The sequence below is a fragment of the Lysinibacillus sp. FSL K6-1151 genome, assembly GCF_038630755.1.
Classification (GTDB): Bacteria; Bacillota; Bacilli; order Bacillales_A; family Planococcaceae; genus Lysinibacillus; species Lysinibacillus fusiformis_D.
Genome location: NZ_CP152040.1, coordinates 2,516,740 through 2,539,615 on the forward strand (window position 1 = coordinate 2,516,740; position 22,876 = coordinate 2,539,615).

Sequence of the window (22,876 nt, forward strand, 5' to 3'; positions counted from 1 at the left end):
AAATGTGAAAAATGTTCAATTATTAAAAGGCGCAGTGGCATGTTTAATAGCAAGTATGTCATGGGGAGCAATGTTTCCAGTCGCAGATCATGCTTTGGCCTACATAGATCCATTCTATTTTTCAACTATACGATATGGAGCTGTAGCTATTATACTAGTCATTTTCTTATGGATAAAAGAAGGAAGACAGGCATTTCGTTTTGAAGGAAAAGGAAAGCTGCTAGTCTTCTACGGAACGATGGCTTTTACTGTATATAATGTGCTAATTTTCTATGGCCAAATGTTAATGGGAAAATCAGGTATTATGGTAGCTTCTATTATGGAGGCGCTCATGCCGATGATTTCAATTGGCGTTTTATGGGGATTTAAACATGTGAAACCGAAGAAATACATGATGATCAGTATGGCTATTGCTTTTATTGGTGCAATTTTTGTCATTACAAAAGGTGATATAAGCTTCTTACTTACACTTAAGCATAATCTGTTTTCACTCGCATTTATCCTCATTGGTGTTGTTGGATGGGTGATTTATACGATGGGTGGAGCATCATTTAGTGATTGGTCTACCCTTCGCTATTCAACATTGACATGTGTTTTTGGAACAATTGTAACAGGTTTCTTAACAGTGTTATTTACAATCCAAGGGCATGTGTCTATGCCAAACATAGGAACGATTTCTGTAGTTAAGTATGATTTATTATTCATGATGATATTACCAGGTTTTGTGGCATTACTTAGTTGGAACTATGGCGTAAAAATTTTATCGTCCGTAAATGCAATTTTATTCATTAACTTCGTCCCAATCACAACATTAGTCATTATGATGATCCAAGGATATAAAATAACAATTTTTGATGTTGCAGGGACATTGCTTGTTATTATCGCCCTCATGCGAAACAATGTATATCAGCGTAAAGAAGAAAACGAGCATCAGAAGAATTTACTAAAGGAACAGTTGAGTAAGGTTATTTGATTTAAACGTTTGGAGGTTTTTATATGTATGAAAGTTTATTATTCTTCTTTGCTGCTGCAATTGGCTTAGAGCTTGCTGCAATTAATCGAAATGGTCGTAAAAAAATAGAACAGCAGGCTGAAATGATACAGCTATTAAAAGATGTACTTAGAAAATAATTAAGTTTAATAAAGGCATTATTAGGAATGTGATTACTATGTATCTTCAATGTGTTATAGTGCGTATCTGACTAAGCCATCGACGGGCATAAACCAATTCGAGCTGTGGCGTATACAAACGCTGCGGCTTTTTCTTTATTCATCGCCTTTAAACTATTTGAAACCTTTGCCAGTTTCATCCGTAAATTAATGCAGACAGTTTTCCTTTATCATTATTAGGAGGTTTCCGATGAATACTTTTGCTTTAATAGCTTTTCTATTTGCAGCAGCTTCTTTTGCTTTTGCTTCATCAGCTGATGCTAAGATTAAAAAGCTAGAAAAACGTATCGAAGAACTTGAAAAACACAAGTAATTACTTTAATACATAAATAGGTTAATAGAGTGATTAAATTATTTTTTTACGAAAGGAAGGAATGATTAATTAGATGAATAGCATCTCTCCTATCTATAACTCTACATATTCTAGATTATAGAAAGGGGGAGATTTAATATGGGAAATGAAGTTTATCATACAGACTATGGCAAACATGATAATTTATCATTTGCACTAATCGTTGTCCTATTTATTCTTTTAATTATTGTTGGCGCTCGTTTTATGCATAAGTAACACCTTTATTATTGGCTACATCCATAAACGCCTTCTTTAAGCTACCATAATCTAATGCTATCTAACATCCTTCTACACACTTATTATGATCAAAGGGTCTTCCCCCACCCCAGTGACCCTTTTATTAATTTCTTTTCTTCACCTGCATATATTGTCACAACTCGTTTACTGAACACTTCTTTCAACTATTTCCTTATCTCATTCCTATAGGCTTAACTTCCCTTTTGTCAGCACTGGCTTAGATAATACTTTCACTGTATTCAGCTTCCATGCATAACAACCACTCCTCAAATCACCAAAGTGCAGTTCATCGACCTCTAATTATTTCTGAATTCAATGACCATTTAAATGATTTAGAAGTTAAATGACAAGACCCATTGGTAAATTTGCATTTCCAATTCCATACTTTTGAAGCGCTTTTTTAATTAGAGGACATTCACAATATCCTATGTCCATTGTTTTACCAGCTTGGATAGCAATTGGATCAAGGTGTTGCCCAACTACATGTTACAATTTTTTCTCACCAAGAGTGATTAAGCACACTCAAGGTTGCTTAATTGTGGTAGCCTTCATCAGACAATCCCCTTCTAAAGCAAGCTCAACTGCTCATAAATTTTTTGACAGGTATGTCTCAAACATGCTATGCACTGTTTCTACCATTTCAAGCAGAACGAACAAACGCTTCTGCTACTCCAAAGTGTTCTAACAGCTCTTTACACTACATTAACCTTCATCATTTCGACAGTCTTTTATTTAAAAGATATCCATTAGCTTATGAATATCATTTAGACTGTCTCCAAAACAACATGCTACTACGCAAAAGAATGAAGAGTAAGATATCAAAGAAAAAAACTGTGACAAACATTGTATTTGCCACAGTCTGAAAGCCGCGAATTGAATTGTAGGTGCTATGATAAAATTTTATCCTTACAAATTTAATTATTATTGAATTGGACAGGAATGTACCAAAACTCCTCACACTTGATGAATGTTCATCGTAACTGCTATACCCGACTATGCTTCCTTGGGTTCAACATGTACATGCACTTCATAAACGCCTTGTTCTTCAACCATATTTTTTTCAACAACAGACGCGACATCGTGAGCTTCCGTTATATCTAAGTTTGCATCTACAAGAATGACGACGTCTATCACCTCGTTGTTACCATAATTTCTTCCTCTGATTTCTTTTAGCCCTTTGACTCCCTCTATTTTTAAAATAATATCTTTGTATGTTTGAAGAATTTTCTCATCAAATCCATCAGAAAGTTCATGAGAAGCTTCTTTAAAGATGTCCCAAGCTGTTTTACAAATGATGAAACCTACCACTATAGCAGTTACCGTATCCAACCAAGGCATATGTAGTTGTGATCCTAAAATCCCTACAGCAGTGCCAATACTTACCCAAGCGTCTGACAAATTATCTTTAGCGGCAGCCATGACTGCTTTACTGTTTATCTTGTCAGCCAATTTTTTATTGTAACGATAGACAGCATACATAACCACTGCTGATCCTAACCCAACATAGGCTGCGATCATATCTGGAGATTCTTTTCCACCTTGAAAAATGGACGTAAAAGCACCCACTAATACTTGAATACCAACCGCCATCATAATAAATGAAGCTACCATCGATGCAATGGTTTCACTTTTCCAATGACCGTATCGATGATCATGGTCTGCAGGTTTTTGAGAAAGCTTTAGCCCTATAAGTACTGCAATAGAGGCAATAATATCGGTCGTATTATTTAGCCCATCCGCCTTCAAAGCTTCTGAACCCGTCATGTATCCCATTACAACTTTTATAATGGACAAAACTATATAGGCAATAATACTGATGATTGCACCACGCTCACCTAATTTAAGATTATTATATCTTTCTGCTTCCAATTCACTTACCTCCCACTTACGTACATTTTTATAATAACAACTCAACATCGAGTGGGTCTACAGCAACCTTTTTGCCTTACTATACATAAGTAGGAGGAGTATAAAAGTGTTGATTATGGGAAAAAATACAGCCTTGAGGAAGAAGCTTAGTCACTGGTTAAAAACCTAGAAATTATTATTTTAAACGAATAAAATAATATAGAATCTGTTCTTTAAGATTTTTTCCTCCAACGAACACACCTTACAAAACTTGGTCATTTCCATATTTGGGAGTGACCCTTTTTATGTTAGGTCATTTGTTGACATACAAAGAGCCTGCCCCAATGCCTAGCAAGACTCTTAATCTCAACTTTTCTATCCTCGCAAAAACCCACCTTCTGAATGAATGATTTGTCCAGTTATCCAGGTAGCCTCTTCACTTGCAAGAAAGCTAATGGTTTTCGCCACGTCATCCGGCGTACCAATCCGACCCAGTGGAAATTTCGGTAACAGATGGGTTCTAATGCCGTCATTCATCCAAGTAGAATCTGTTGGCCCTGGATTGACAGCATTTACGGTAATATCTAAGGGAGCGAGTTCTTGAGCTAAGGACCTTGTAAACGCTGAAATAGCTCCTTTCGTCGAGACATAGGCTAATTCCCCAACCATCGGACCTAAATCCTGACCTGATGTCATATTAATAATTCTGCCTGCTTTTAAATTGGCCTTTTTCCACAGTCGGGCAAATTCAACAGAAAGAAGAAAGGTTGACCTCATATTGACTGCGTAATGTTGGTCGAGTGTTAGCGCATCTAACTTTAAATAGCCATCTTGTGCTGAATGAGCTGCATTATTTACTAGAATGGAAGGTACGCCTAGTTTTTCAACAACCTTCTGACATATCGTTTGTGCTGCCAGTGGATTTGATAAATCAATCGTCATATCTTCACAAGAGACCCTCATACTCTCTATCTCCATTTGGAATTCATCAATCCAAGCAGGATCAGCTTGCCAGTGTGTGAAAAAAATATTTACCCCATCCGCAGCCAATCTTCTGCAAATAGCTGTACCTATATCTCTTGGATGACTTGCACCTGTAACGATAGCTATTTTATTCATCATTCTTAACCTCCATTTTATAGGATATAGAGGTGTTCATTGATATAAAAAAGGAGCATAACCAAACTGGTCTGCTCAGTCTTTAGTATTAACGTACAACCTCACCCTAAATAGGCTCTCCTCTCTATATAAGAGGGATGTGCTACTATTTATTTCATAGATTGTTTATGCCAGAGTTTTTCTATACAGCTCTTTCCTAATCAATGATCTGCATTTAAAAAACTTTTGTCATAACCCTTTAATCTAAAATTTTGATGTTATTTTGAACATCGATAGAAAATTGCTCTACATCATAATGATGTTTCTTAATCATGTCTTCCGCTAGCTGATAAACCTGCTTTTGTATCATGTTATTTTTCTCTTGTGTTAAATTAATCCTTATCTGAATTTCCTCAGATGTAATACTATGATCGATACTGAAGATGCCATAATTTTGGTCAATCATTTCTTCAAATAGATTGGCTAGGACATCATTATAGCTTAGTCGCGTTGAGCTAGGCTTTGCTGGTTCGTAAAGATTTTTTAACGTTAATTGAAAAAAAACGGGATTTAAATTATTTTCTTTCAACACGTTCAACATAATTTCTTCTATTTTTTGTTTGGTGCTAGTATCAGCCTTGTCTGGTAATGACACGAGAAGTTCGATTTTGTCATTAGGCAGAACCCCGTAATCTAATTGAAAGCTATAATTTTCTTTGCGCAAGGCATGGGAAATCTCACTGATTAAAAATTGATATTGCTGAATATAACCCAATAATTCATTATTGCTGGGCTGTGGCACTGAAACATTGGATTTTTCAGCATATTGAATAGGTGCATTCGCCAAAAGGAAAAATCCACTACAAACAATAACAGCTAGTAGAAACCATAACGTAAATACCTTTTTGATAAACATTTATAGCCCCCTTATTCGGGACTATATGCAAGTTCTGTAAAGCTAATTACGGTAGAATCTTATAAAACAACACACGATCTTGATTTTCGCCACCGTAATTGCTGTGGACGGACACCTTATCCATCTCTTTGTCACCCTTTTCCATTCTAAAGCCCATATTCGTATGAAAGGCTATCGAAATTTCGTTTATAGGTGACGTGACACATTTCACAATATTTCGATGATATTGCTTCACTACATGAAAGAATACGTCGTATAACCTTTTTGCAATATTCTGTTTTCTGTAATCAGGATGGACCCCAACAAAATGGATAAATGCTTCATTTGAGTTGGCCTGCGATAAAAACCCTACAAGAAAACCAATAATTTCGCCATCCTTTTCCATAATTAGGCTAGTATTCGTAAAATGATCAAAAAATAATTTGGGCAGCTTATCTGACATATTCCTATCTCCCCACCACTCATTAATCAATGGAGATAAAATATAGTAATCTGAACTTTTTAAGCTACGAATGTTCATGGAATCCCTCCTCTATTTTCAACTCATCCTGTAACATTTGGCAACGGATCAGGTGCTACTGCAATTAAATAAAACGTTACAATCACCCTGGCAAACACGCTACCAATACGTATGAATTTGATTTACAAATCAGATAACGTTGGCGTTTCTTTGTAGCGCCAACGTTCAAAAAATAAAACTTTCCTCTGGATCATATAAGCACCATATACAATAACCATAAACAGGTATGGATAAAACAATGCTGATGAATAACATCTATATACCCTCCATCTACAATGTTAAATCATATTCTCATTTTACCCTACCATTTATTTCAATTTCAATGATTCAATCAAACCTTTGCCATCACTAATGATTTTAACGTATCACTTAACGTCTGAATGCGATTGGTCGTATCGGTCATCCTCACCAGTAGCTGATTTTCATCTTCCACTGAATGTAAAATATCGCCAGTGGACTCAGCATTTTGCTCAGTCATTTTATTAAGTCTTTCAATTTGCACTTGGATTGTCGCGAACTGTGAAATCGCACTGCTTAATTCATGCATTCCCCTAGTTAAATCTGTATTGGTTTGAGCAAATGAATCCTTCAAGACATTTAAGAAATGACTGACTTCCTGCAACAATTGTTCCCCATGCTGTAACGCTTTCTCACCATCGTCAGAACGTTGATGTGCTGCTGTTGATTTTTCAAACAAGGTTTTCGTCACATTTGTAATACTTACGGTAATCGCCGCGCTTTCCTCTGCTAGCTTGCGTACCTCATCTGCCACTACGGCAAATCCTTTACCATGCTCCCCTGCTCTGGCCGCCTCTATGGCCGCGTTCAATGCCAATAAATTGGTCTGCTCTGCAATATGCGTAATTCCCTTTAATAGGCTATCTACCGTTTGCAAGCTGTGCTGTAGCTCATTTACAGTTTCTGCAGTTGAGCTCATCGCATCACTCATCACGCTCATCTGGGCCATCGCCTCCTGCATTTTGTTCCAACCTGCCAAAACCTCCTGCTGCAGCTCAGTTGATTTTCCTACAGTATCCTTTGATATGGTCAAAGTTTCATTCACGAAATGGACGGAATCGCCCATTGTGCCATGAATCACTTGCAGACTAGAGGCTTCCTGCTGAATACTTGCCGAAATAGCCTCTGTCGCTAGCAATATTTGTTTACTAGAGCCTGAAATCCTTTGCATCGTTTGCTGGAATTGCGTGACATGCTCATCCAAGGCCTGACTGCTTTTTTCGATTTCAAGAAAGGTATTTTGTAACTGATTGAAGGATGCTTGTACCTCATTTTGCTGCGCCTTTGCATGTTCAATCAGCTCATTCCCCCATTTGGCCAGCAAATAAAAGACAATAATCACGCCATTCATAATCGCTAGAAGTGTTACAAAGACGATGATATCATCAAATGGGCCCAACAAGGATGACGAGTTGACCATATATAAAATGAAAAAGCTAAGATTTGTTAGAATACCAAAGAAGACAATTAATTCTTTTTTAAAATACAAGGCAATAATGGCCACCGTGCATAGTAAAATATAATGCTTATTTAATGAAAAGCTATCAAGCAAAAATAGTGTGAAAACAACACTTGATGGAATTAAGCCAAAGATAAAACCTTTGACATACGTTTTGATGGGTAATAAATAATTACAAACTGCCAATGAAATGACAGCAAGCCCAATAATTAAAAAATGTATTCCTTTCGATAGAATCATTGGTCCGCAAATTAAAATGGCTAAGATTGAGATGATAGCCAAATTGACACGGTGGACTTTCCGTGTGTCGTAACGAATTTTATTCTCCATTTTTATCCCCCTAAAAAATGAATGGACATTCAGTTTAATTTTCTATTATTATATAGTATAACTACTACTTTTTGTAGCTAAATATTGCATTCGAAAGCATATTTTAGTCATTTTTGAAATAAAAGGGGGAAATACATTTGACTAATGTCCAACAAATCGCACCAAATTTCTATTGTATTGACACACATGATTTAAATCGTGAGCAGCGAACGAGCTCCTATTTATTAATGGATGAAAAAATTGCCTTGATCGAAACTTCTGCAAGCCCTTCCGTTCCTTATATTATGGCAGGATTAAAGGAACTAAATATTGCATTAGAGGATATTCACTATGTAATCGTGACACATATCCATTTAGATCATGCTGGCGGCGCAGGTTTATTTTTACAAAGCTGTCCTAATGCCAAATTAGTAGTCCATCCACGAGGGTCGGCTCACATGATTGATCCAAGTCGCCTTATTTCCAGTGCAAAGAGCGTTTATGGTGCTGAATTTGATAAACTCTTTGATCCAATTGTGCCTATCGATGCTACGCGAATTATTGAGGTTAGCCATGAACAGCGTCTATCTTTAGGACAACATCATTTAACGTTCTTTCATACAGAAGGTCATGCTAAACATCATGTTTCAATGCTTTATTCTGCTACAAATGGCTTGTTTGTCGGGGATACAACAGGCGTTCGTTACCCAGAAATGGATGGTGAAGCGATTGATTTAATCATTCCGTCGACTTCTCCAAACCAGTACGACCCAGAAACAATGGAGCTATCTCTTCAATTGTATGAAAAGCTCCATGCAAGTGAACTATATTTTGGCCATTACGGTGCGTATAAAAATCCAACAGAGGCTTATCGTCAGGTGCGCTATTGGACGCCTCTCTTTCTAGCAGAGGGCAGAAACGCACAAGCGGCATCAAGTGACTTCCAGCAGCAAGTTCGCTATCTAGATGATCGCTTAAAGGCTCTTTTATTCAGCTATTTACAGGAAAACGACATTCCCACAGATCATCCAGTCTATCAAACAATCCCGTTCGATACGATTGTGTCATCAATGGGCATACTGGATTACTTAGAAAAAGTAAATACCCAGGCGTCACGCTAACAGTAAAAAGAGGTGTCTCTAGTGATTTTGGAGACACCTCTTTTCTGCAAGATAGTGGGGGCGAAATGCTCAGCTTCAAGTAAAGGCTCTCCACTTGCATCCCTATAAAGGGGACTGCTGCTAATGTAGTCAAAACTAGCCTGTTTTTCAGTAGGATTGCTTTTTTCCTACTAGCTGATGCTTGCTTATTCTTTTTACTAGGTTTAGAAGGGCCATGTATTCACCTAGATAAATTTGAAAAGGAATCATTCTTTTAAACGATCCAAAGCAGCTTGAAAATCCTGTTGCTCCCCCACCTCACGAAATGATTGAAAGGGGTTACTCCCTTTTTTCATACGTTCCATGACAGCAGGAATCGTGAAGAACTCTGGTGATAGACTCTCATGAACTTCCCCCCAATGCAGAGGTGTTGCGACTAAGCCCTGTACATTGCCACGAGTGGAATAGGGAGCAATAATGGTTTTACCCTCAGCATGCTGTAAATAATCTAAATATAATTTTTCATGACGATTCTTTTTTAAACGCTCCATTGTATATAAATTCGGTTTTTGCTGACATAAAAAACGACAAACAAATTCAGTAAACACACGCACCTCTTCATAGCTAAAAGTATTTTCGGGTAATGGAATATAAAGCTGTAAGCCTTTCCCGCCCGATGTTTTGACAAAAGATTGTAGATTAAAAAAGTCAATAATGTCCTTTAAATCAAGTGCACCTGTAATAGCTAATGAAAAATGCTGTGCTGAGGGAGGATCCAAATCGAAAACAATTTCTGTTGGATAAATGGAATGCTGTGTCTGAAATGGAATGTGCAGCTCTATAGCCAGTTGATTTCCTAACCACAAAAGGGTTTCCATATTGTTACATATTATAGTATCAATATGATCCATCGCCGTCGTTGCCACAAAATCAGGCAGTTTTTCTGGTCTACTTTTTTGATAAAAGCTTTCTCCTGGAACACCATGTGGAAATCGTATTAATGTAAGTGGACGATCCTTTAGAAAAGGTAATAAATAGGGCGCGATGCTTTGTAAATAGGATAAATAATAATCCTTTGTTATACCCATTGCAGGCCACACTGGTTTCTCTGGATGGGTAATGGGTACTGATTCGGGGATTGGAAAAAGCTGCCGCTGCATATGCTGCCATTGACAATCTTCTGGTGATAGCTCTAATCGGAAAGCATGAAATCTAGGCTCTCGAAGCTTACTGCCGTCGAAATCTATACATGCGATATCGACACAAATAGAAGGCTCTAACTGCCATAGTCCTTTATGGCGCTGCCCATTTGCCTGAAAGAATGCGACAAGTGTTTGCTGTTCTTCTTCAGCCATGCCATGCTTAAATGTAACGACTTCTCGTATTTGTCCCTCATCATAAATTGAGCCATGAAAATAGCCATTGACCTGATCATACTGCGTTACTATGACCGTCACATAACGCCAATTTTTAATTTTTAACCAATGACTAGAACGGGTGTTATCCAGCCATTTACTTGTTTTCTTCTTCGCCACCATGCCCTCACCATTGTAAACCTTGATGGCCTGCCATACATTCTCTCTGTCCTCATCACCTTGGATCATTTGTATAGACCTTGGATCCTCATAGTCGACGCTTGGCAGTTTTAATCTTGTTGCAAGCTTGGACAATTGCTCTTTACGTGTTTTTAAATAGCGGTTTTGCAGTGACACCCCTTTGAAAACTAGCACGTCAAACACAAGATAGCGAAAAGGAAAAGCTTTTGCATGTGTCTCAATGGCATCTTGATTTTGCATTCTCCCTCTTTTTTGAACAATGGCAAATTCGCTTTTGTATTGATTGCGTAAATAAACTAACTCCCCATCTAAGGTTAGTGGTAAAAATGCTTGAATGGACGCATGTATTTGCTGACAAAAAGCCAAAATTTCAGGAAACAAGTGGTTTAAATTTCGACCATTACGGCTAATGAGCAGCGGCTCTTCATCCCAAACTAATATACAGCGAAAACCGTCATATTTCGTTTCAAATAACCATTCACCGCCACTAGGAATATCATTTGTTTCCGTTAAAAGCATTGGTTTCATTTCACCATACCTACTTTGCTTTTTATTTTCAGTGTTTGATGATTTCAATTTAAGATACATAAAAAGCATCAAAATATATCATAGTAAGAAAAACGAGGTGACAAACAATGCATACAGTGTGGAAAGGCAGTATTTCCTTTGGACTGGTTAATATCCCTGTGAAACTACATGCCGCTACTGAAAATAAAGATGTTAAATTGCGACAGCTTCACAAGGAGTGCCATACGCCGATTAGCTACAAAAAGGTTTGCGAGGGCTGTAACCAAGAAGTAAAAGATGAAGAGATCGTCAAAGCTTATGAATATGCCAAAAATAAATTTGTCGTGTTGGATCAAGAGGATTTAGAAAACTTGCGTAAGGAAAATGAAGATAAAGCTGTGGAAATTATTGATTTTGTGCAATTAACTGAAATTGACCCCATTTATTTTGAGCGCACTTATTTCCTCTCTCCTGATGCAACCGGAGCTAAGGCCTATTCCTTATTACTTAAAACATTAGAGCAATCAGGAAAAATTGGCATTGCTAAAATTATTATTCGATCTAAGGAACAGCTTGCCATCGTGCGCGTTTATCAAAATGCACTCGTGATGGAAACCATTCACTATCCAGATGAAGTGAGAAGTGTTGGGGATGTTCCAAATATTCCAAGTGAACAGGATGTTGTACCAAAGGAGCTTGAAACAGCTCTATTGCTGGTAGACCAATTAACGACTACATTCAACCCTGAAAAATATACGGACGATTACCGCAATGCTTTACTAGAATTAATCGAGGAAAAGAAAGGTACGAATACGATAGCGACCAGTGATAAACAACGTCCAATTCCTGATAATGTCACAGATTTAATGACAGCACTACAGGCTTCCTTAGATAAAACAAAAAAGCCAGCTACAAGAAAGCGTACTACACGCACAAAGAAAAATGCTTAAAAAAAGCGTATCCTTTTATCGGGATACGCTTTAGAATTGTTGAAGGAAGTGATCCAAATCCTTTTTATGCTGAACTACTAAAATTTTATTTAACAGATCGCTTTGTTGTTTAAAAAATTTAGGTTTCCCCTTCTGCTCAAAGCGTTTATTCCAACGAAACATTTTAAAGAAAATCGAAAATGTTGGCTGATAATGGGCTTTTTCGATACCGATTTTTTGTTTCATAAACCGCTTCATAATACGGAAGACACGAATAGGATAAGGCGTATTGAGAAAGATGATGCAATCAGCTTGTTGGAAGCTTTCAACAACCCACTCCTCTTGATGAATTCCTTCAATAATCCAAGTGTTCGTTTGGAGAATGCTTTGTAAGTGCTCCTTTTTTTCTTCATCTGTTCGCCTAATATCCCCTGAATCCTTTCGAATCCATGCCACATTATCTAATTCATAAAAAGGAATCTGATAGGTTTTAGATAATTCCCTCGCTAATGTCGTTTTCCCACTGCCAACAGATCCAATAATATGTATTCTTTGTGGAAATCCTATCGTCACCGAATCATCTCCCATCTTATGTATCTTTGTAGAAATATTCCCTTTATTATACAATAATTTCAACAATGGTAAAGAGGAGGTTCCTATTTCTTACCTCCATTTAGAAAGAGACTTTATCATCATATTTGATACAGTCGAATGTAAATTCTCGCATCTTCGGATAAAGAGGCTCGATTTAAGCCTCTTTTCTCACCTGATAATGCATTTGCACCATTTGACCATATCGCTTTGTCTCCAGTAGCCTTAAATTTTCGAACGGACGTGGAGATTTAAACAAAGATATCCCTGCACCTAGCAAATGGGGAGTAATGGTAATAATCCATTCATCAATTAACTGTTCCTGTAAAAAGGCGTCTAGAATCCCCGCACCACCAACCATCCAAATTTTTGCACCTTGTTGTTCTTTTAATTGCTTAGTAAATGCGACAACATCCTCTTGAACAAACGTCACATGTTTATCTTTCCCAGATTGAGATGTTGTAAACACATAGCACCTTTTATCAGGATATGGGAACGTATCGCTATGCGCTAAAATATAATCGTATGTTCGTTTGCCCATAATAACAGTATCAATAGTTTGATACATATCGGAGTAGCCATTATCTCCTTCCCCTTCTGTTTCTTCAAGCCACTGTAAATCATCATTTTCCTTAGCAATAAATCCATCTACACTTAATCCGATAAATACCACTATTTCTCGTGACATCTCGTCAACTCCTGTTCTTTTGAAAATCTCTTGCACAATCTCTATACTAGATATAAAACATGACAACTATTGGCATGATTAAATAAAAAGGTGAAAAAATATGTCCAAAGCCAAACGATTAATTGATATTTTGTTATTTGTCAGTGCTAAAAAGAAATTTACAGCTCAGGAAATTGCCGACACATTCGATATTTCGGTGCGAACGGTGCATCGTTACCTTTTAGATTTAAGTGACATGGGGCTACCTATCTATGCGGAGCAGGGCAGACATGGCGGCTATACAGTATTGTCAAATGCGATTCTCCCCCCTATCTTATTTACCGAGGAAGAAGCGGTCTCTATTTTCTTTGCGTTCCAATCTTTGCATTATTATCGTGACTTACCTTTTAATACTCAAATGAAGTCTGTTTCTCAAAAGCTTTATGATTCCTTACAGAAGGAGGCCAAGAAAAAGGTGGATACGCTGCAATCCTATATGGCCTTTTGGAATCCTAAAAGAGCCATTACAACACCACTCTTAACAGACGTTTTAGAGGCAATCATCAACCAATCACAATTGCATATCCAATATGAATCAAAGTCTGGTATCACTTCGAAGCATGTCCAGCCTATTGGTGTGTACGCTCATGATGGCTTATGGTATATGCCTGCGTTACTATTATCAAACGAAAAAATTTTACTCTTTCGTGTTGATCGTATCCATGCCATTGAAGCCAGCGATGAAAGCCATAAGACGACTATGAATTTGCAGCAATGGCTCGAAAGTGCCTATGAACCTCAACATCCTATTCGCTTATATGTAGAATTATCAAGTGAAGGGGTTCGTCAATGTTTAAGTGAGCCACATCTTGAAAAAGCTGTTGTCCTACTTAGTGATGGTACAGGCTATATTGATACGATAATCGATCAAGGTGAACTTCAATTTAATAGCTCCCTTTTCTTTCGCCTCGGTCCACATGCGATTGTCAAAGAACCCCAAGCATTAATTCAACTATTGCGTCAGCATGCACACGAGCTATTAGAGATATATCCAGAGCCAAATGAAAGCTAATCTGTTAGATGACAATTTCGTCAGATTCGTGTAACCTTCATCGTTACTACTTTTTAGTAAACTATCTTATACTTGGCTTTGAAGGAGGAGATGACCGTTGCAACCAACCGACAACAACAAACGAATTGATACATTAGATTATTTAAGAGGATTCGCTCTACTTGGCATTATTTTAGTTAATATTCCCGCATTAATGTGGATTGAACCCCCTACATTAACGAGCGATATTGCCTATAGTCGCTTTTTAACTCTTTTTATAGAGGGTAAATTTTTCATCATTTTTTCATTTTTATTTGGTATAGGATTCTATCTTTTTATTTCTCGTGCCCTTGCAAGAAATGAAAAAGCTTATTCCTTATTTAGTCGCAGACTTTTGATGTTATTACTTATGGGGATTGTCCATTTCTATTTCCAACCAGGTGAAGCCTTAACGGTCTATGCCATTTTTGGCTTTGTAGCCTTGCCATTTTATAAAATACGCAAACAATTCAATCTAATCATTGGATTAATCCTATTAGCTATTACTGCTTATTGGGGCCTTAAAATTTTGATGCCCTTTCCACTGATTTTGCTAGGTCTAACTGCTGGTCAATATCGCTTATTTGAAAATATCTCAATTCATCGAAATAAAATCATACTAGTAACGATTGTTATGGGCTGTATAAGTATTGCTAGCTGGATTTATCAATGGCAGTATGTCCCTGATGCAATCGATACGATGGATCAGCTGTCTAAGGATCAGCTAGACGTCCATATTACAAATATCGAGCAATTTGCATTAATCGGATTACAGTTTAGCCCATTCGCTTCGGCATTTTACATGGGGACAATTATTCTACTACTACAAAACTCTTTATTTCAACAACTTTTATCACCATTAAAGGCATATGGACGAATGGCCTTAACCAATTACTTGGGGCAAACCGCGCTTATTCTAGTAATCGGTCATGCCTTCCAGCTCATTGGACAGCTTCGTTACATTGAGTCTTTGTGGATTTGTCTAGGTATTTATGTTTGTCAATTGCTCTTTAGCAAGCTATGGTTACATTTTTTCCGCTTTGGTCCTATGGAATGGCTGTGGCGAATGGGCACCTATTGGACAGCCCCTCCCCTACGCCAAAGCAAAAAAGGGCACTAATTATTTATCGTCAATGATAAACACCTATCAGTATTGGATTAAACGTCATATATTGGTAATGTACCCTACTCGCTTTCCATCTTTGCTCATATCTTCAGCAAGAAACACATCCCCATTTTATTTGGTCACTTATTGCATACATACGATTACGGTCAGAAATATGCAGATGTGACTAATTTAAAAACAGCGTAAGCCCAGTGCTGACGCTGTTTTTTTATTTTTATAAAATAGCTATTAAGAACCGAAAGTAAACATTTGGGACACTTTATAGGAAACAAAAGAAAATAAATCTAGTGACTCAAACTGTAGATAAACTATTTCTGGAGAGTTCAGATGCTAAAAATAGTTTGTCTCTTGCTTTATAGCAAATTTATCCAACATCATTTATACCTAGTGCTTTCTATGCTACAATTTACTATAAGTGAGGAAAGAAGGGTGTCTTATGAAAATATCTGTTTATGTTGCAAGTGCATTTAGCAAGGATCATAAAGGCGGAAATAAAGCAGGAGTGGTATTGAATGAAAATACATTGACCACTACTCAAAAAATGGCCATAGCCAAACAACTGGGCTATGCGGAAACCGCATTTATATCAGAATCTGACATGGCTGATTATAAATTTGAGTATTTTACACCAAAAGAAGAGGTTGATTTATGTGGCCATGCCACAATTGGCTCTTTCACGATACTGATGCATTTAAATAAACTTTTCAAGGATCGCTACACGATTGAAACAAACAGCGGTGTCCTTACTATTACCATAAAAGATGACATCATATTCATGGAACAAAACAAACCGAAATTCTATGATATTGTATCACCAAACGAGTTTATCGACTGTATTGATAGTAAAGCTATAGACAATCAATACCCAATTCAAATTGTCTCCACGGGCTTAAAAGATATTTTAATTCCTATAACAAGTGAAACACAATTACATGCACTGCAACCTAATTTTGAAAAGATTAAAGAAATTAGCGAGTATTATGATGTTGTTGGGATGCATGTATATACGTTTAATGACGATCGAATGATATGCAGAAATTTTGCTCCACTATATGACATTAATGAAGAAGCGGCAACTGGAACTTCAAACGGTGCATTAGCTAGCTACCTTTATGAACAGCATCAATTGCAAAAAGAAATCTATGTATTTGAACAAGGTTATTCTTTACATTCGCCTTCCGAAATATTAGTGAAATTAGCAACCAATAGCAAGAATGAAATAGAAAAAGTTTATGTTGGCGGCAAAGGCTATTATTGTGAAACTAAGTGTTTAAATGTAGAAAATATTGAGTGTAAATCAGAACCACCAGTATAACTGGTGGTTTGCTCTGCGCGTGAAACGCTGGGGTACTGGCCCATGTCTAAAGACATTCCGAATGGTCTGCCAACCGCACTCCGTTTTCACACAAACCGCTAAAGCGGCTTACTTATTTTTTCTTTCTCTTGATTTCTTCTCCTGTGAATGGATCAATGAATTCTTTCATCGTCATTTGATCTTGCAGGATATCTTCTTGTAATTGATTTTTTATATACTCTTGTATCTTTTTCTTATTTCGGCCGACTGTGTCCACATAGTATCCTCGACACCAGAATTGACGATTACCGTATTTATACTTTAAATTCGCATGTCGGTCGAAAATCATTAGACTACTCTTCCCTTTTAAATAACCCATGAACGCAGATACACTCAATTTCGGTGGAATACTTACCAACATATGAATGTGGTCAGGACAGGCTGTTGCCTCTATGATTTCTACATCTTTTCTTTCACATAATTGGCGCAATATTCTTCCAACATCTGCTTTAATTTGACCATAAATAATCTGCCTTCTATACTTTGGCGCAAAGACGATATGATACTTACAATTCCACGTTGTATGTGCTAAACTTTTATTATCCATTTATGGTGGCTCCTTTCGTACGAAGTCGGTTGACTAGACCTGACTTTATTGTACGTTTGGAGTTTTTTTATTGTCCATAGCTAAAAGCTTTCCGGAACCCCCTGCATAGCAGGGGGTTTTCAAAGCACACAATAAAAAGGTTGAGAAAATAATTTCTCAACCTCAGACTGTAGACAAAGTATCTGATTATTCGATGCTTTGTCTTTTCTTCTTAGTAAAATGCAATCAAATATACCGCTAAAAAATAGTTGTTCGTCATTCTTATAATCCTTGGACTAACATCTATATACGCGTTAATGCGCCATTAGGCTTTGGTAACTCTTGGGCTGTTATTTGATTCATTTTACAAAAATGTTTAAAAAATTGTTGTGCCAGCTCTCGTTCATCTGTGTCACTTTTTAATGAAACTATATCAAGCAAAATTTGAGCCATCCATAAATTTTCAAAATAACGATATTTACCTGTATTCCATGTCATTTTTTCAGGGAATTTTTCATTGATATAATAGTGCCAGAAAAGCAGCTGATCCGATTCCTGTTCTGTAAGTTGAATTCTGTATTTTGAATGAGCTGGAATATATCCATCTTCACAAAGCTTGCCGACAAAGTTTTCATTCACCATATAGACACCTAAGATACGTCTGTCTTTTTCAAGCATGCTGGAATCTTTTGCTGTTAAGAGGACAGCGCTATTTTGGTGCAAACGGCTCGGTTTGTTTGGCTTTCCTTTGTTATTACCACTTTTTAATATGCCCGAAAAAACTTTCCACTCTGAAAAAGAACTATCCTGTTCTTCTGTGTCACACCAAAAAACCATTTGTGATGCAGGATGAAGTTTATGGTTATGCATAAGTTTTTCATGTTCCAAACGAAGTACCAGTTTTTTTCTTTGTAGTATTTTTTCCTCTTCCTTCTTCCATTCTTCCTCTTTTCGCTCAATTTCCTTTTTTTGTATAATTTCTTCAAGTAACTTAGCATCACTTTTATCATGTATTTTTAGGTGCTTTCCAAATACATCAGGGAAAACAAACCTTTTATTTTCCGATCCGAAATGTATTTCAATACTAGAATCATTATGCTTAACTATACTACCTATGCCAAAACGCTTGTGTGTAACTTTCTTATTGATTAGATTCATTATTCTAGTCCTCCTTAAGGAATAAAAACTCGGTTACTATTAGATAGTAAATTAATCATTTTATTCAACTAACTTCCTTTAAAGCACACATAACTGTTTTGATTTTTTCTTCGGCTTAAAAAAGGATATTAAAAAAACGTACCCAAATTCTATCTGTAAAAAAGGACATCTGAATTCGAAATACGATTTTAAAAAAGTAATTGTAAGACTATTATAACATTTTTTAAAAAAATTACAAATTTATTATTGACATCATATTTTACCATAAGGTAAAATGATTATTTATTCTTTGAATTACCTTGAAATAGCTATGTAATAAAAGCCTCCAAAAATCGCAAAATTTCTGGAAAACACCTCTTTAAATAACCACTTGATTATTGGTGCTAAACATAGGAGGGCTTCATGAAATCAATGATGTTCCCTATAAAGAGACTCCCCTGTTGCAAAAGTTTTTTGTAAGAAAATCAAGTTAGGGGTTTTGTTCTAACAAGCTTCTCACCTTCCTCTGCTTTAGATAGCAGCTTATTTAATTGTGGTCGGTCTGCTTTCGCTCCAGTGAATTTCTCTTTGTTAATAACCGTTGCCCTTCACTCACCACTATTATTCAAAACCTGTCATTTTAAAAAAATGCATTTTATACGCCTATTTGCTTGCAGAATCAACAACCACTCCAATCAGAGCTAAAAAACGAGCCCAGTGTTATATTGTTGTAGGTGGTTTTCTATTGCCTCTTTGCCAACATCAGTAACCTTTTAGGCTATGTATGCCAAATGATTCTTCACCTGTCACTTATCCTAAACATATAATGCAAATAATACCCTTTTTTGTAGGGAGGATTTTATGAAAAATAACAAGGGCTATAGGAATAGCGAGGGGATCGAATCAGTTAGCCAAGCAGCTAAGCTGGCGGTCATTGCAGGAGCCATTACAACACTCGGTGACGCAATAGCGACTATTGCGGCTGGTCTTGCTTTAGAGGATGAGTTGAAGGAAAATGAAAGCAATAGCAATGATATTGACAAACTACAAAAGCAAATTGACGAATTAAATTATGAATTGAAGCAATTAAAAAGGATGTTACGTTAGAACAGTATTTATACCAAAAAACGACAATATCTTTTGGATATTGTCGTTTTTAGGCTATTTAGCAGCCCAAAGATCAATCTCTATTTTAATATCTGGTAGCCCTAAAGCCGTAACATAAGCAACAGTCATAGAGGGATAGGAATCACCAAACATGGCTTCCCATTGCTGATCGAAATAAGCCCAATCAATCTCCTCTGTTGCCCAAATGTTAGCCTTGACTATATGACTAGCATCCAATTCCTCAGCTGCTAAAATCGTTTCTATATTATTAAATGTATTGGTTATTTGTTCCTCGAATCCTTGAGGCAATTGATCATCTTGACCAATACCTATTTGTCCTGAAAATGCATACATTGTTGCATCTTTCGGGATGATTGTTACATGGCTATATTTTCCGACTGGGTAAGGCACCTGCATTGGATTTTTACGCACTATTTTTACTGTCATCTTCCATACTCCTTTAGGTTCTTATTTTTCTAAAAAAGGGCAAACTTATCCCTTGTTCAACGATTTTAGAAAAAAACAGCCGTGGAGAACCCTATACCCATGCTTAAAAAACGAATAGATCTTTTTTTCATGTAAATTCTCCTCCTGTTCCCTAAAGTTATTTTCACTTTACCATTTCTATCCTAGCTAATCAAGGAAGCGTAGAGACGATTTATGAGTTTCTTTATTATTATTTCTCAGGCAATTAACTATATAACCATAACGAATACAGCATATAAATAATAGTGTAAAGCGAAATTAGCCTTACACCTCCGAATTTGTTACCAGGGTCACACCATCCCAAGTGACTCTTCTCATCTTAAAAAACTAGGCTCTCCTAATCGGAGCACCTAGTTTTTTTGTTCCTATGCGTGTTCATTACTAAAATAGCATAGCATCCTCAACAAATTCTGAACAGACTATCTAAAATTGTTATATTCATAAATGCCATAATGGTTCTATACTGCACTTCATTTAATTTTTAACTTACCTATTACTGGATAGGCATAGATAGTCACTTCTTTTTTGGAGGGTGTTTTTCGAATTAGGTTCTATTAAAGGTGAATTGATTTTATACGTTTAGCCCTCTTCGCAATATGAATGCCAAATAAAAATTCACTTTTACTCCATACATAAATTTGCTATACCAATTGTAAAAACTGTTTCAATTGGTTGTCTATCTCAAGAGAATCCTGTTCGTTTTGTCCAATTCCGAAGCAATGTCCCCACTTAGATTCGATTGGTCGATAAACTGCATTAGGCATGTGCTTTACTTCATAAGTATTATCCTCTGGCGGAAAAAAAAGATCGGTCAACCCTGGCATAACAAGGGCTTGAGCAGTGATACAGTTTAACGCTTTTTCAAAATTTCTGTTGTCTTGAGGATTAGCACTTATATCTCCGTTAATACCTGTTCGTAGCATGGCAATCAAGTCGTTTGCATCAAAGGAAAGAAACACTTTATCCCAATAATCTTCTAAATATGCCTTTAATGTTGTGTACCCTTCTTCTTGATAGAGCTGTTCTAAATAGTAGGCTTGAGAAAATCCCCATGGCGCATAGGCACGTCCCATCGCAGCAAGTCCTGCTGTAGGCTGATTAGTGTAGAAGCCTCGCTTCCAGTTGGCGTCTGCTTGCAATGCTGTGATAAGGCTCTCAAAAACAACTTGTGCATGTGGTCTGGTCTTTGCTGTTCCGCCAAACGGTGCAATCCGTTCGACCATCTCAGGATAACTTCTTCCCCATTGAAAGGTTTGCAGCGCACCGAGTGACCATCCAACGACTAGAGCAATTTTCTTAATACCAAATTTTTCAGTTATGAGTCGATGTTGTAACCGAACATTATCATAGATCGTTACAAGTGGAAAATTACCTTTATCCATAGGAGCCTGTGTATTGCTTGGAGAGGAGGATAATCCATTCCCAAACATATTAGGCACGATTATAAAATATTTGTCTGGATCAAGTGCTTTGCCAGAACCAATCAACCACTCATTATCCGTATGCTGGCCAGCAAACCAAGTAGGATAAACAATCACATTTGATTTTGCAGTATTTAAAGTTCCATAGGTTTTATAAGCAAGAAAAGCTTGAGGCAATTTTTGTCCCGATTGTAGCAAGACATCTCCAAGTGAATAAATTTCGTAATCTTTCATAATTCAAATCCCCTTTTATAAAATTTTGCGCGTAGCTTGATTTTTACTCTACGATACTGTTACCATCAAATCAACGAAACGTTTTTGAATATAACGTTCATTTTTTTTGAATTAAGAGGTGCTGTATCAATGGAAATCCGTCAGCTTAAAACATTTTGGACGCTTGCTTCCACTCGCAGTTTTAGTCGCACTGCCGAAGTGTTGAACTATGTTCCGTCTACTGTAACCATGCAAATCAAGGCGTTAGAAGAAGAATTGGGCGTCAGGTTATTGGATCGCTTGGGCAAGAGTGTCGTATTAACAGATGCTGGCCACCAGTTATTGCCCTATGCTACCAAAATATTAAACGATATAGAGGAAGCCCGTTGTGTCTCCAGTCAGAACGGAGAATTAACTGGCACAATTATCATTGGTGCAGACGAAGTACTCTGTACATACCGTTTACCAGCATTACTCAGAGATTATCGTCAACAATATCCCCATGTTCGTCTGCTTTTTAAGCCTTTGTCTGGTCAAAATTTGAAACAAAGTCTAAGAGAAGGAGATGTTGATGTGGTCTTTATGCTAGATGAACCGATCGTATCATCAGATCTTCATACAGAAATTTTATTGGACGAACCGTTTCTTATGGTCGTTTCCCCCGACCATCCATTAGCTTCTCGTGCTACATTAAGCATAGAAGATTTTAATAGAGAGCATATTCTATTAAGTGAAAAAGGTTGCTCTTATCGGACTTTCTTTTATCGTACTTTGGTAAAGAATGGGGCAGACAGCTTGACCGAACTTGAGTTTAATAGTGTAGAAGCCATTAAACAATGTACAATGGCGGGACTCGGTATTGCCTTATTACCAAAAATGGCGCTAAAGGGAGAAATGGAGCGAGGTGAGCTGATCCCTCTACCTTGGGATTTATCTGAAATACAATTTGCCACTCAAATGTTGTGGCATCAAGAAAAATGGATTTCTCCATCGATAAAAGCCTTTACAGATTTAGCAAGAAATTTACTACAGTAATATTCTTAGGAGGAAGGGGCGGATTCAGAAGTTAATGATACTGAATCGACCTTTTTCTAAAGAAAGGAAACAGACTCAAATTAGTGCACAACGGACTTAAAAAA

General features: G+C 37.0%; 23 protein-coding genes. 11 read left to right on the forward strand and 12 right to left on the reverse strand.

The window, feature by feature from the left end:
- The first annotated feature begins 4 nt into the window (after window positions 1–4).
- From MHI04_RS12200 to MHI04_RS12215, 4 genes are all read left to right on the forward strand, one after another.
- A complete protein-coding gene (locus MHI04_RS12200; protein WP_036117000.1) occupies window positions 5–973 on the forward strand; it encodes a DMT family transporter in 969 nt (322 codons plus the stop codon).
- Between the two features lie 23 nt (window positions 974–996).
- Window positions 997–1,131, forward strand: coding sequence for a YrzO family protein (locus MHI04_RS12205; protein ID WP_080717008.1), 135 nt, complete (start codon window positions 997–999; stop codon window positions 1,129–1,131).
- Window positions 1,132–1,360: 229 nt separating this feature from the next.
- Window positions 1,361–1,483: a hypothetical protein gene (locus tag MHI04_RS12210; protein WP_256375530.1), complete on the forward strand. Its 123-nt coding sequence runs from the start codon at window positions 1,361–1,363 to the stop codon at window positions 1,481–1,483.
- Between the two features lie 138 nt (window positions 1,484–1,621).
- A complete protein-coding gene (locus MHI04_RS12215; RefSeq protein WP_080717009.1) occupies window positions 1,622–1,738 on the forward strand; it encodes a YjcZ family sporulation protein in 117 nt (38 codons plus the stop codon).
- Window positions 1,739–2,752: 1,014 nt separating this feature from the next.
- Here MHI04_RS12215 and MHI04_RS12220 read toward each other — a convergent pair.
- The 5 genes from MHI04_RS12220 to MHI04_RS12240 form a co-directional block, all read right to left on the reverse strand.
- Entirely contained in the window at window positions 2,753–3,628 is an 876-nt protein-coding gene (locus tag MHI04_RS12220; protein WP_101966709.1) for a cation diffusion facilitator family transporter, read from the reverse strand.
- A 354-nt stretch (window positions 3,629–3,982) separates the two neighbouring features.
- Window positions 3,983–4,726, reverse strand: coding sequence for an SDR family oxidoreductase (locus tag MHI04_RS12225; protein ID WP_089932928.1), 744 nt, complete (start codon window positions 4,724–4,726; stop codon window positions 3,983–3,985).
- A 238-nt stretch (window positions 4,727–4,964) separates the two neighbouring features.
- Window positions 4,965–5,621, reverse strand: coding sequence for a hypothetical protein (locus tag MHI04_RS12230; RefSeq protein WP_036117009.1), 657 nt, complete (start codon window positions 5,619–5,621; stop codon window positions 4,965–4,967).
- A gap of 46 nt (window positions 5,622–5,667) precedes the next feature.
- A complete protein-coding gene (locus MHI04_RS12235) occupies window positions 5,668–6,141 on the reverse strand; it encodes a GNAT family N-acetyltransferase (RefSeq protein ID WP_036117011.1) in 474 nt (157 codons plus the stop codon).
- Window positions 6,142–6,472: 331 nt separating this feature from the next.
- On the reverse strand, window positions 6,473–7,948 hold the full coding sequence (locus tag MHI04_RS12240) for a methyl-accepting chemotaxis protein (RefSeq protein WP_342534870.1): 1,476 nt from the start codon (window positions 7,946–7,948) through the stop codon (window positions 6,473–6,475).
- A 137-nt stretch (window positions 7,949–8,085) separates the two neighbouring features.
- Between MHI04_RS12240 and MHI04_RS12245 the strand changes: the two genes are divergently transcribed.
- Window positions 8,086–9,048, forward strand: coding sequence for an MBL fold metallo-hydrolase (locus tag MHI04_RS12245; protein ID WP_036117015.1), 963 nt, complete (start codon window positions 8,086–8,088; stop codon window positions 9,046–9,048).
- A 245-nt stretch (window positions 9,049–9,293) separates the two neighbouring features.
- Here MHI04_RS12245 and MHI04_RS12250 read toward each other — a convergent pair whose 3' ends face one another.
- Window positions 9,294–11,111: a DNA ligase D gene (locus tag MHI04_RS12250; RefSeq protein ID WP_101966711.1), complete on the reverse strand. Its 1,818-nt coding sequence runs from the start codon at window positions 11,109–11,111 to the stop codon at window positions 9,294–9,296.
- A 107-nt stretch (window positions 11,112–11,218) separates the two neighbouring features.
- Between MHI04_RS12250 and MHI04_RS12255 the strand changes: the two genes are divergently transcribed.
- Entirely contained in the window at window positions 11,219–12,040 is an 822-nt protein-coding gene (locus tag MHI04_RS12255) for a Ku protein (RefSeq protein ID WP_058843681.1), read from the forward strand.
- A gap of 30 nt (window positions 12,041–12,070) precedes the next feature.
- On the opposite strand, the gene MHI04_RS12260 is transcribed toward MHI04_RS12255, so the two are convergent.
- A complete protein-coding gene (locus MHI04_RS12260; protein ID WP_338651274.1) occupies window positions 12,071–12,592 on the reverse strand; it encodes an AAA family ATPase in 522 nt (173 codons plus the stop codon).
- A 175-nt stretch (window positions 12,593–12,767) separates the two neighbouring features.
- Entirely contained in the window at window positions 12,768–13,298 is a 531-nt protein-coding gene (locus MHI04_RS12265) for a dihydrofolate reductase family protein (protein ID WP_036117023.1), read from the reverse strand.
- Window positions 13,299–13,398: 100 nt separating this feature from the next.
- Between MHI04_RS12265 and MHI04_RS12270 the strand changes: the two genes are divergently transcribed.
- From MHI04_RS12270 to MHI04_RS12280, 3 genes are all read left to right on the forward strand, one after another.
- The gene (locus MHI04_RS12270) at window positions 13,399–14,349 is read left to right on the forward strand and encodes a YafY family protein (RefSeq protein ID WP_342534871.1); all 951 of its coding nucleotides are present in this window, start codon (window positions 13,399–13,401) and stop codon (window positions 14,347–14,349) included.
- 97 nt (window positions 14,350–14,446) lie between these two features.
- On the forward strand, window positions 14,447–15,487 hold the full coding sequence (locus tag MHI04_RS12275) for a DUF418 domain-containing protein (RefSeq protein ID WP_058843678.1): 1,041 nt from the start codon (window positions 14,447–14,449) through the stop codon (window positions 15,485–15,487).
- Window positions 15,488–15,929: 442 nt separating this feature from the next.
- A complete protein-coding gene (locus MHI04_RS12280; RefSeq protein ID WP_342534872.1) occupies window positions 15,930–16,808 on the forward strand; it encodes a PhzF family phenazine biosynthesis protein in 879 nt (292 codons plus the stop codon).
- A 112-nt stretch (window positions 16,809–16,920) separates the two neighbouring features.
- Here MHI04_RS12280 and tnpA read toward each other — a convergent pair whose 3' ends face one another.
- The gene (gene tnpA, locus MHI04_RS12285) at window positions 16,921–17,394 is read right to left on the reverse strand and encodes an IS200/IS605 family transposase (RefSeq protein ID WP_036129052.1); all 474 of its coding nucleotides are present in this window, start codon (window positions 17,392–17,394) and stop codon (window positions 16,921–16,923) included.
- Between the two features lie 282 nt (window positions 17,395–17,676).
- Complete coding sequence (locus MHI04_RS12290; RefSeq protein WP_036117030.1) at window positions 17,677–18,531, reverse strand: hypothetical protein; 855 nt, start codon at window positions 18,529–18,531, stop codon at window positions 17,677–17,679.
- Window positions 18,532–19,371: 840 nt separating this feature from the next.
- Between MHI04_RS12290 and MHI04_RS12295 the strand changes: the two genes are divergently transcribed.
- The gene (locus MHI04_RS12295; RefSeq protein ID WP_036117032.1) at window positions 19,372–19,617 is read left to right on the forward strand and encodes a hypothetical protein; all 246 of its coding nucleotides are present in this window, start codon (window positions 19,372–19,374) and stop codon (window positions 19,615–19,617) included.
- A gap of 54 nt (window positions 19,618–19,671) precedes the next feature.
- Here the strand turns inward: MHI04_RS12295 and MHI04_RS12300 are convergent, their stop codons facing one another.
- Together MHI04_RS12300 and MHI04_RS12305 are read right to left on the reverse strand one after the other, a co-directional pair.
- Window positions 19,672–20,064, reverse strand: coding sequence for a RidA family protein (locus MHI04_RS12300; RefSeq protein WP_342534873.1), 393 nt, complete (start codon window positions 20,062–20,064; stop codon window positions 19,672–19,674).
- A gap of 680 nt (window positions 20,065–20,744) precedes the next feature.
- Complete coding sequence (locus MHI04_RS12305) at window positions 20,745–21,758, reverse strand: alpha/beta fold hydrolase (protein WP_340811200.1); 1,014 nt, start codon at window positions 21,756–21,758, stop codon at window positions 20,745–20,747.
- Window positions 21,759–21,887: 129 nt separating this feature from the next.
- On the opposite strand from MHI04_RS12305, the gene MHI04_RS12310 reads away from it, so the two are divergent.
- Window positions 21,888–22,772 (forward strand): LysR family transcriptional regulator, encoded by an 885-nt coding sequence (locus MHI04_RS12310; protein WP_089932724.1) that lies wholly within the window; start codon window positions 21,888–21,890, stop codon window positions 22,770–22,772.
- Window positions 22,773–22,876: the final 104 nt, after the last annotated feature.

What these genes read in the sequence shown, in the direction of transcription:
- MHI04_RS12270 (WP_342534871.1), top strand. Translation starts at nt 13,399, where the DNA reads ATGTCCAAAGCCAAACGATTAATTGATATTTTGTTATTTGTCAGTGCT.
- MHI04_RS12225 (WP_089932928.1), bottom strand. Translation starts at nt 4,726, where the DNA reads ATGAATAAAATAGCTATCGTTACAGGTGCAAGTCATCCAAGAGATATA.
- MHI04_RS12265 (WP_036117023.1), bottom strand. Translation starts at nt 13,298, where the DNA reads ATGTCACGAGAAATAGTGGTATTTATCGGATTAAGTGTAGATGGATTT.
- MHI04_RS12310 (WP_089932724.1), top strand. Translation starts at nt 21,888, where the DNA reads ATGGAAATCCGTCAGCTTAAAACATTTTGGACGCTTGCTTCCACTCGC.
- MHI04_RS12215 (WP_080717009.1), top strand. Translation starts at nt 1,622, where the DNA reads ATGGGAAATGAAGTTTATCATACAGACTATGGCAAACATGATAATTTA.
- tnpA (WP_036129052.1), bottom strand. Translation starts at nt 17,394, where the DNA reads ATGGATAATAAAAGTTTAGCACATACAACGTGGAATTGTAAGTATCAT.
- MHI04_RS12230 (WP_036117009.1), bottom strand. Translation starts at nt 5,621, where the DNA reads ATGTTTATCAAAAAGGTATTTACGTTATGGTTTCTACTAGCTGTTATT.
- MHI04_RS12300 (WP_342534873.1), bottom strand. Translation starts at nt 20,064, where the DNA reads ATGACAGTAAAAATAGTGCGTAAAAATCCAATGCAGGTGCCTTACCCA.
- MHI04_RS12305 (WP_340811200.1), bottom strand. Translation starts at nt 21,758, where the DNA reads ATGAAAGATTACGAAATTTATTCACTTGGAGATGTCTTGCTACAATCG.
- MHI04_RS12235 (WP_036117011.1), bottom strand. Translation starts at nt 6,141, where the DNA reads ATGAACATTCGTAGCTTAAAAAGTTCAGATTACTATATTTTATCTCCA.
- MHI04_RS12290 (WP_036117030.1), bottom strand. Translation starts at nt 18,531, where the DNA reads ATGAATCTAATCAATAAGAAAGTTACACACAAGCGTTTTGGCATAGGT.
- MHI04_RS12250 (WP_101966711.1), bottom strand. Translation starts at nt 11,111, where the DNA reads ATGAAACCAATGCTTTTAACGGAAACAAATGATATTCCTAGTGGCGGT.
- MHI04_RS12240 (WP_342534870.1), bottom strand. Translation starts at nt 7,948, where the DNA reads ATGGAGAATAAAATTCGTTACGACACACGGAAAGTCCACCGTGTCAAT.
- MHI04_RS12280 (WP_342534872.1), top strand. Translation starts at nt 15,930, where the DNA reads ATGAAAATATCTGTTTATGTTGCAAGTGCATTTAGCAAGGATCATAAA.
- MHI04_RS12205 (WP_080717008.1), top strand. Translation starts at nt 997, where the DNA reads ATGTATGAAAGTTTATTATTCTTCTTTGCTGCTGCAATTGGCTTAGAG.
- MHI04_RS12255 (WP_058843681.1), top strand. Translation starts at nt 11,219, where the DNA reads ATGCATACAGTGTGGAAAGGCAGTATTTCCTTTGGACTGGTTAATATC.
- MHI04_RS12295 (WP_036117032.1), top strand. Translation starts at nt 19,372, where the DNA reads ATGAAAAATAACAAGGGCTATAGGAATAGCGAGGGGATCGAATCAGTT.
- MHI04_RS12210 (WP_256375530.1), top strand. Translation starts at nt 1,361, where the DNA reads ATGAATACTTTTGCTTTAATAGCTTTTCTATTTGCAGCAGCTTCTTTT.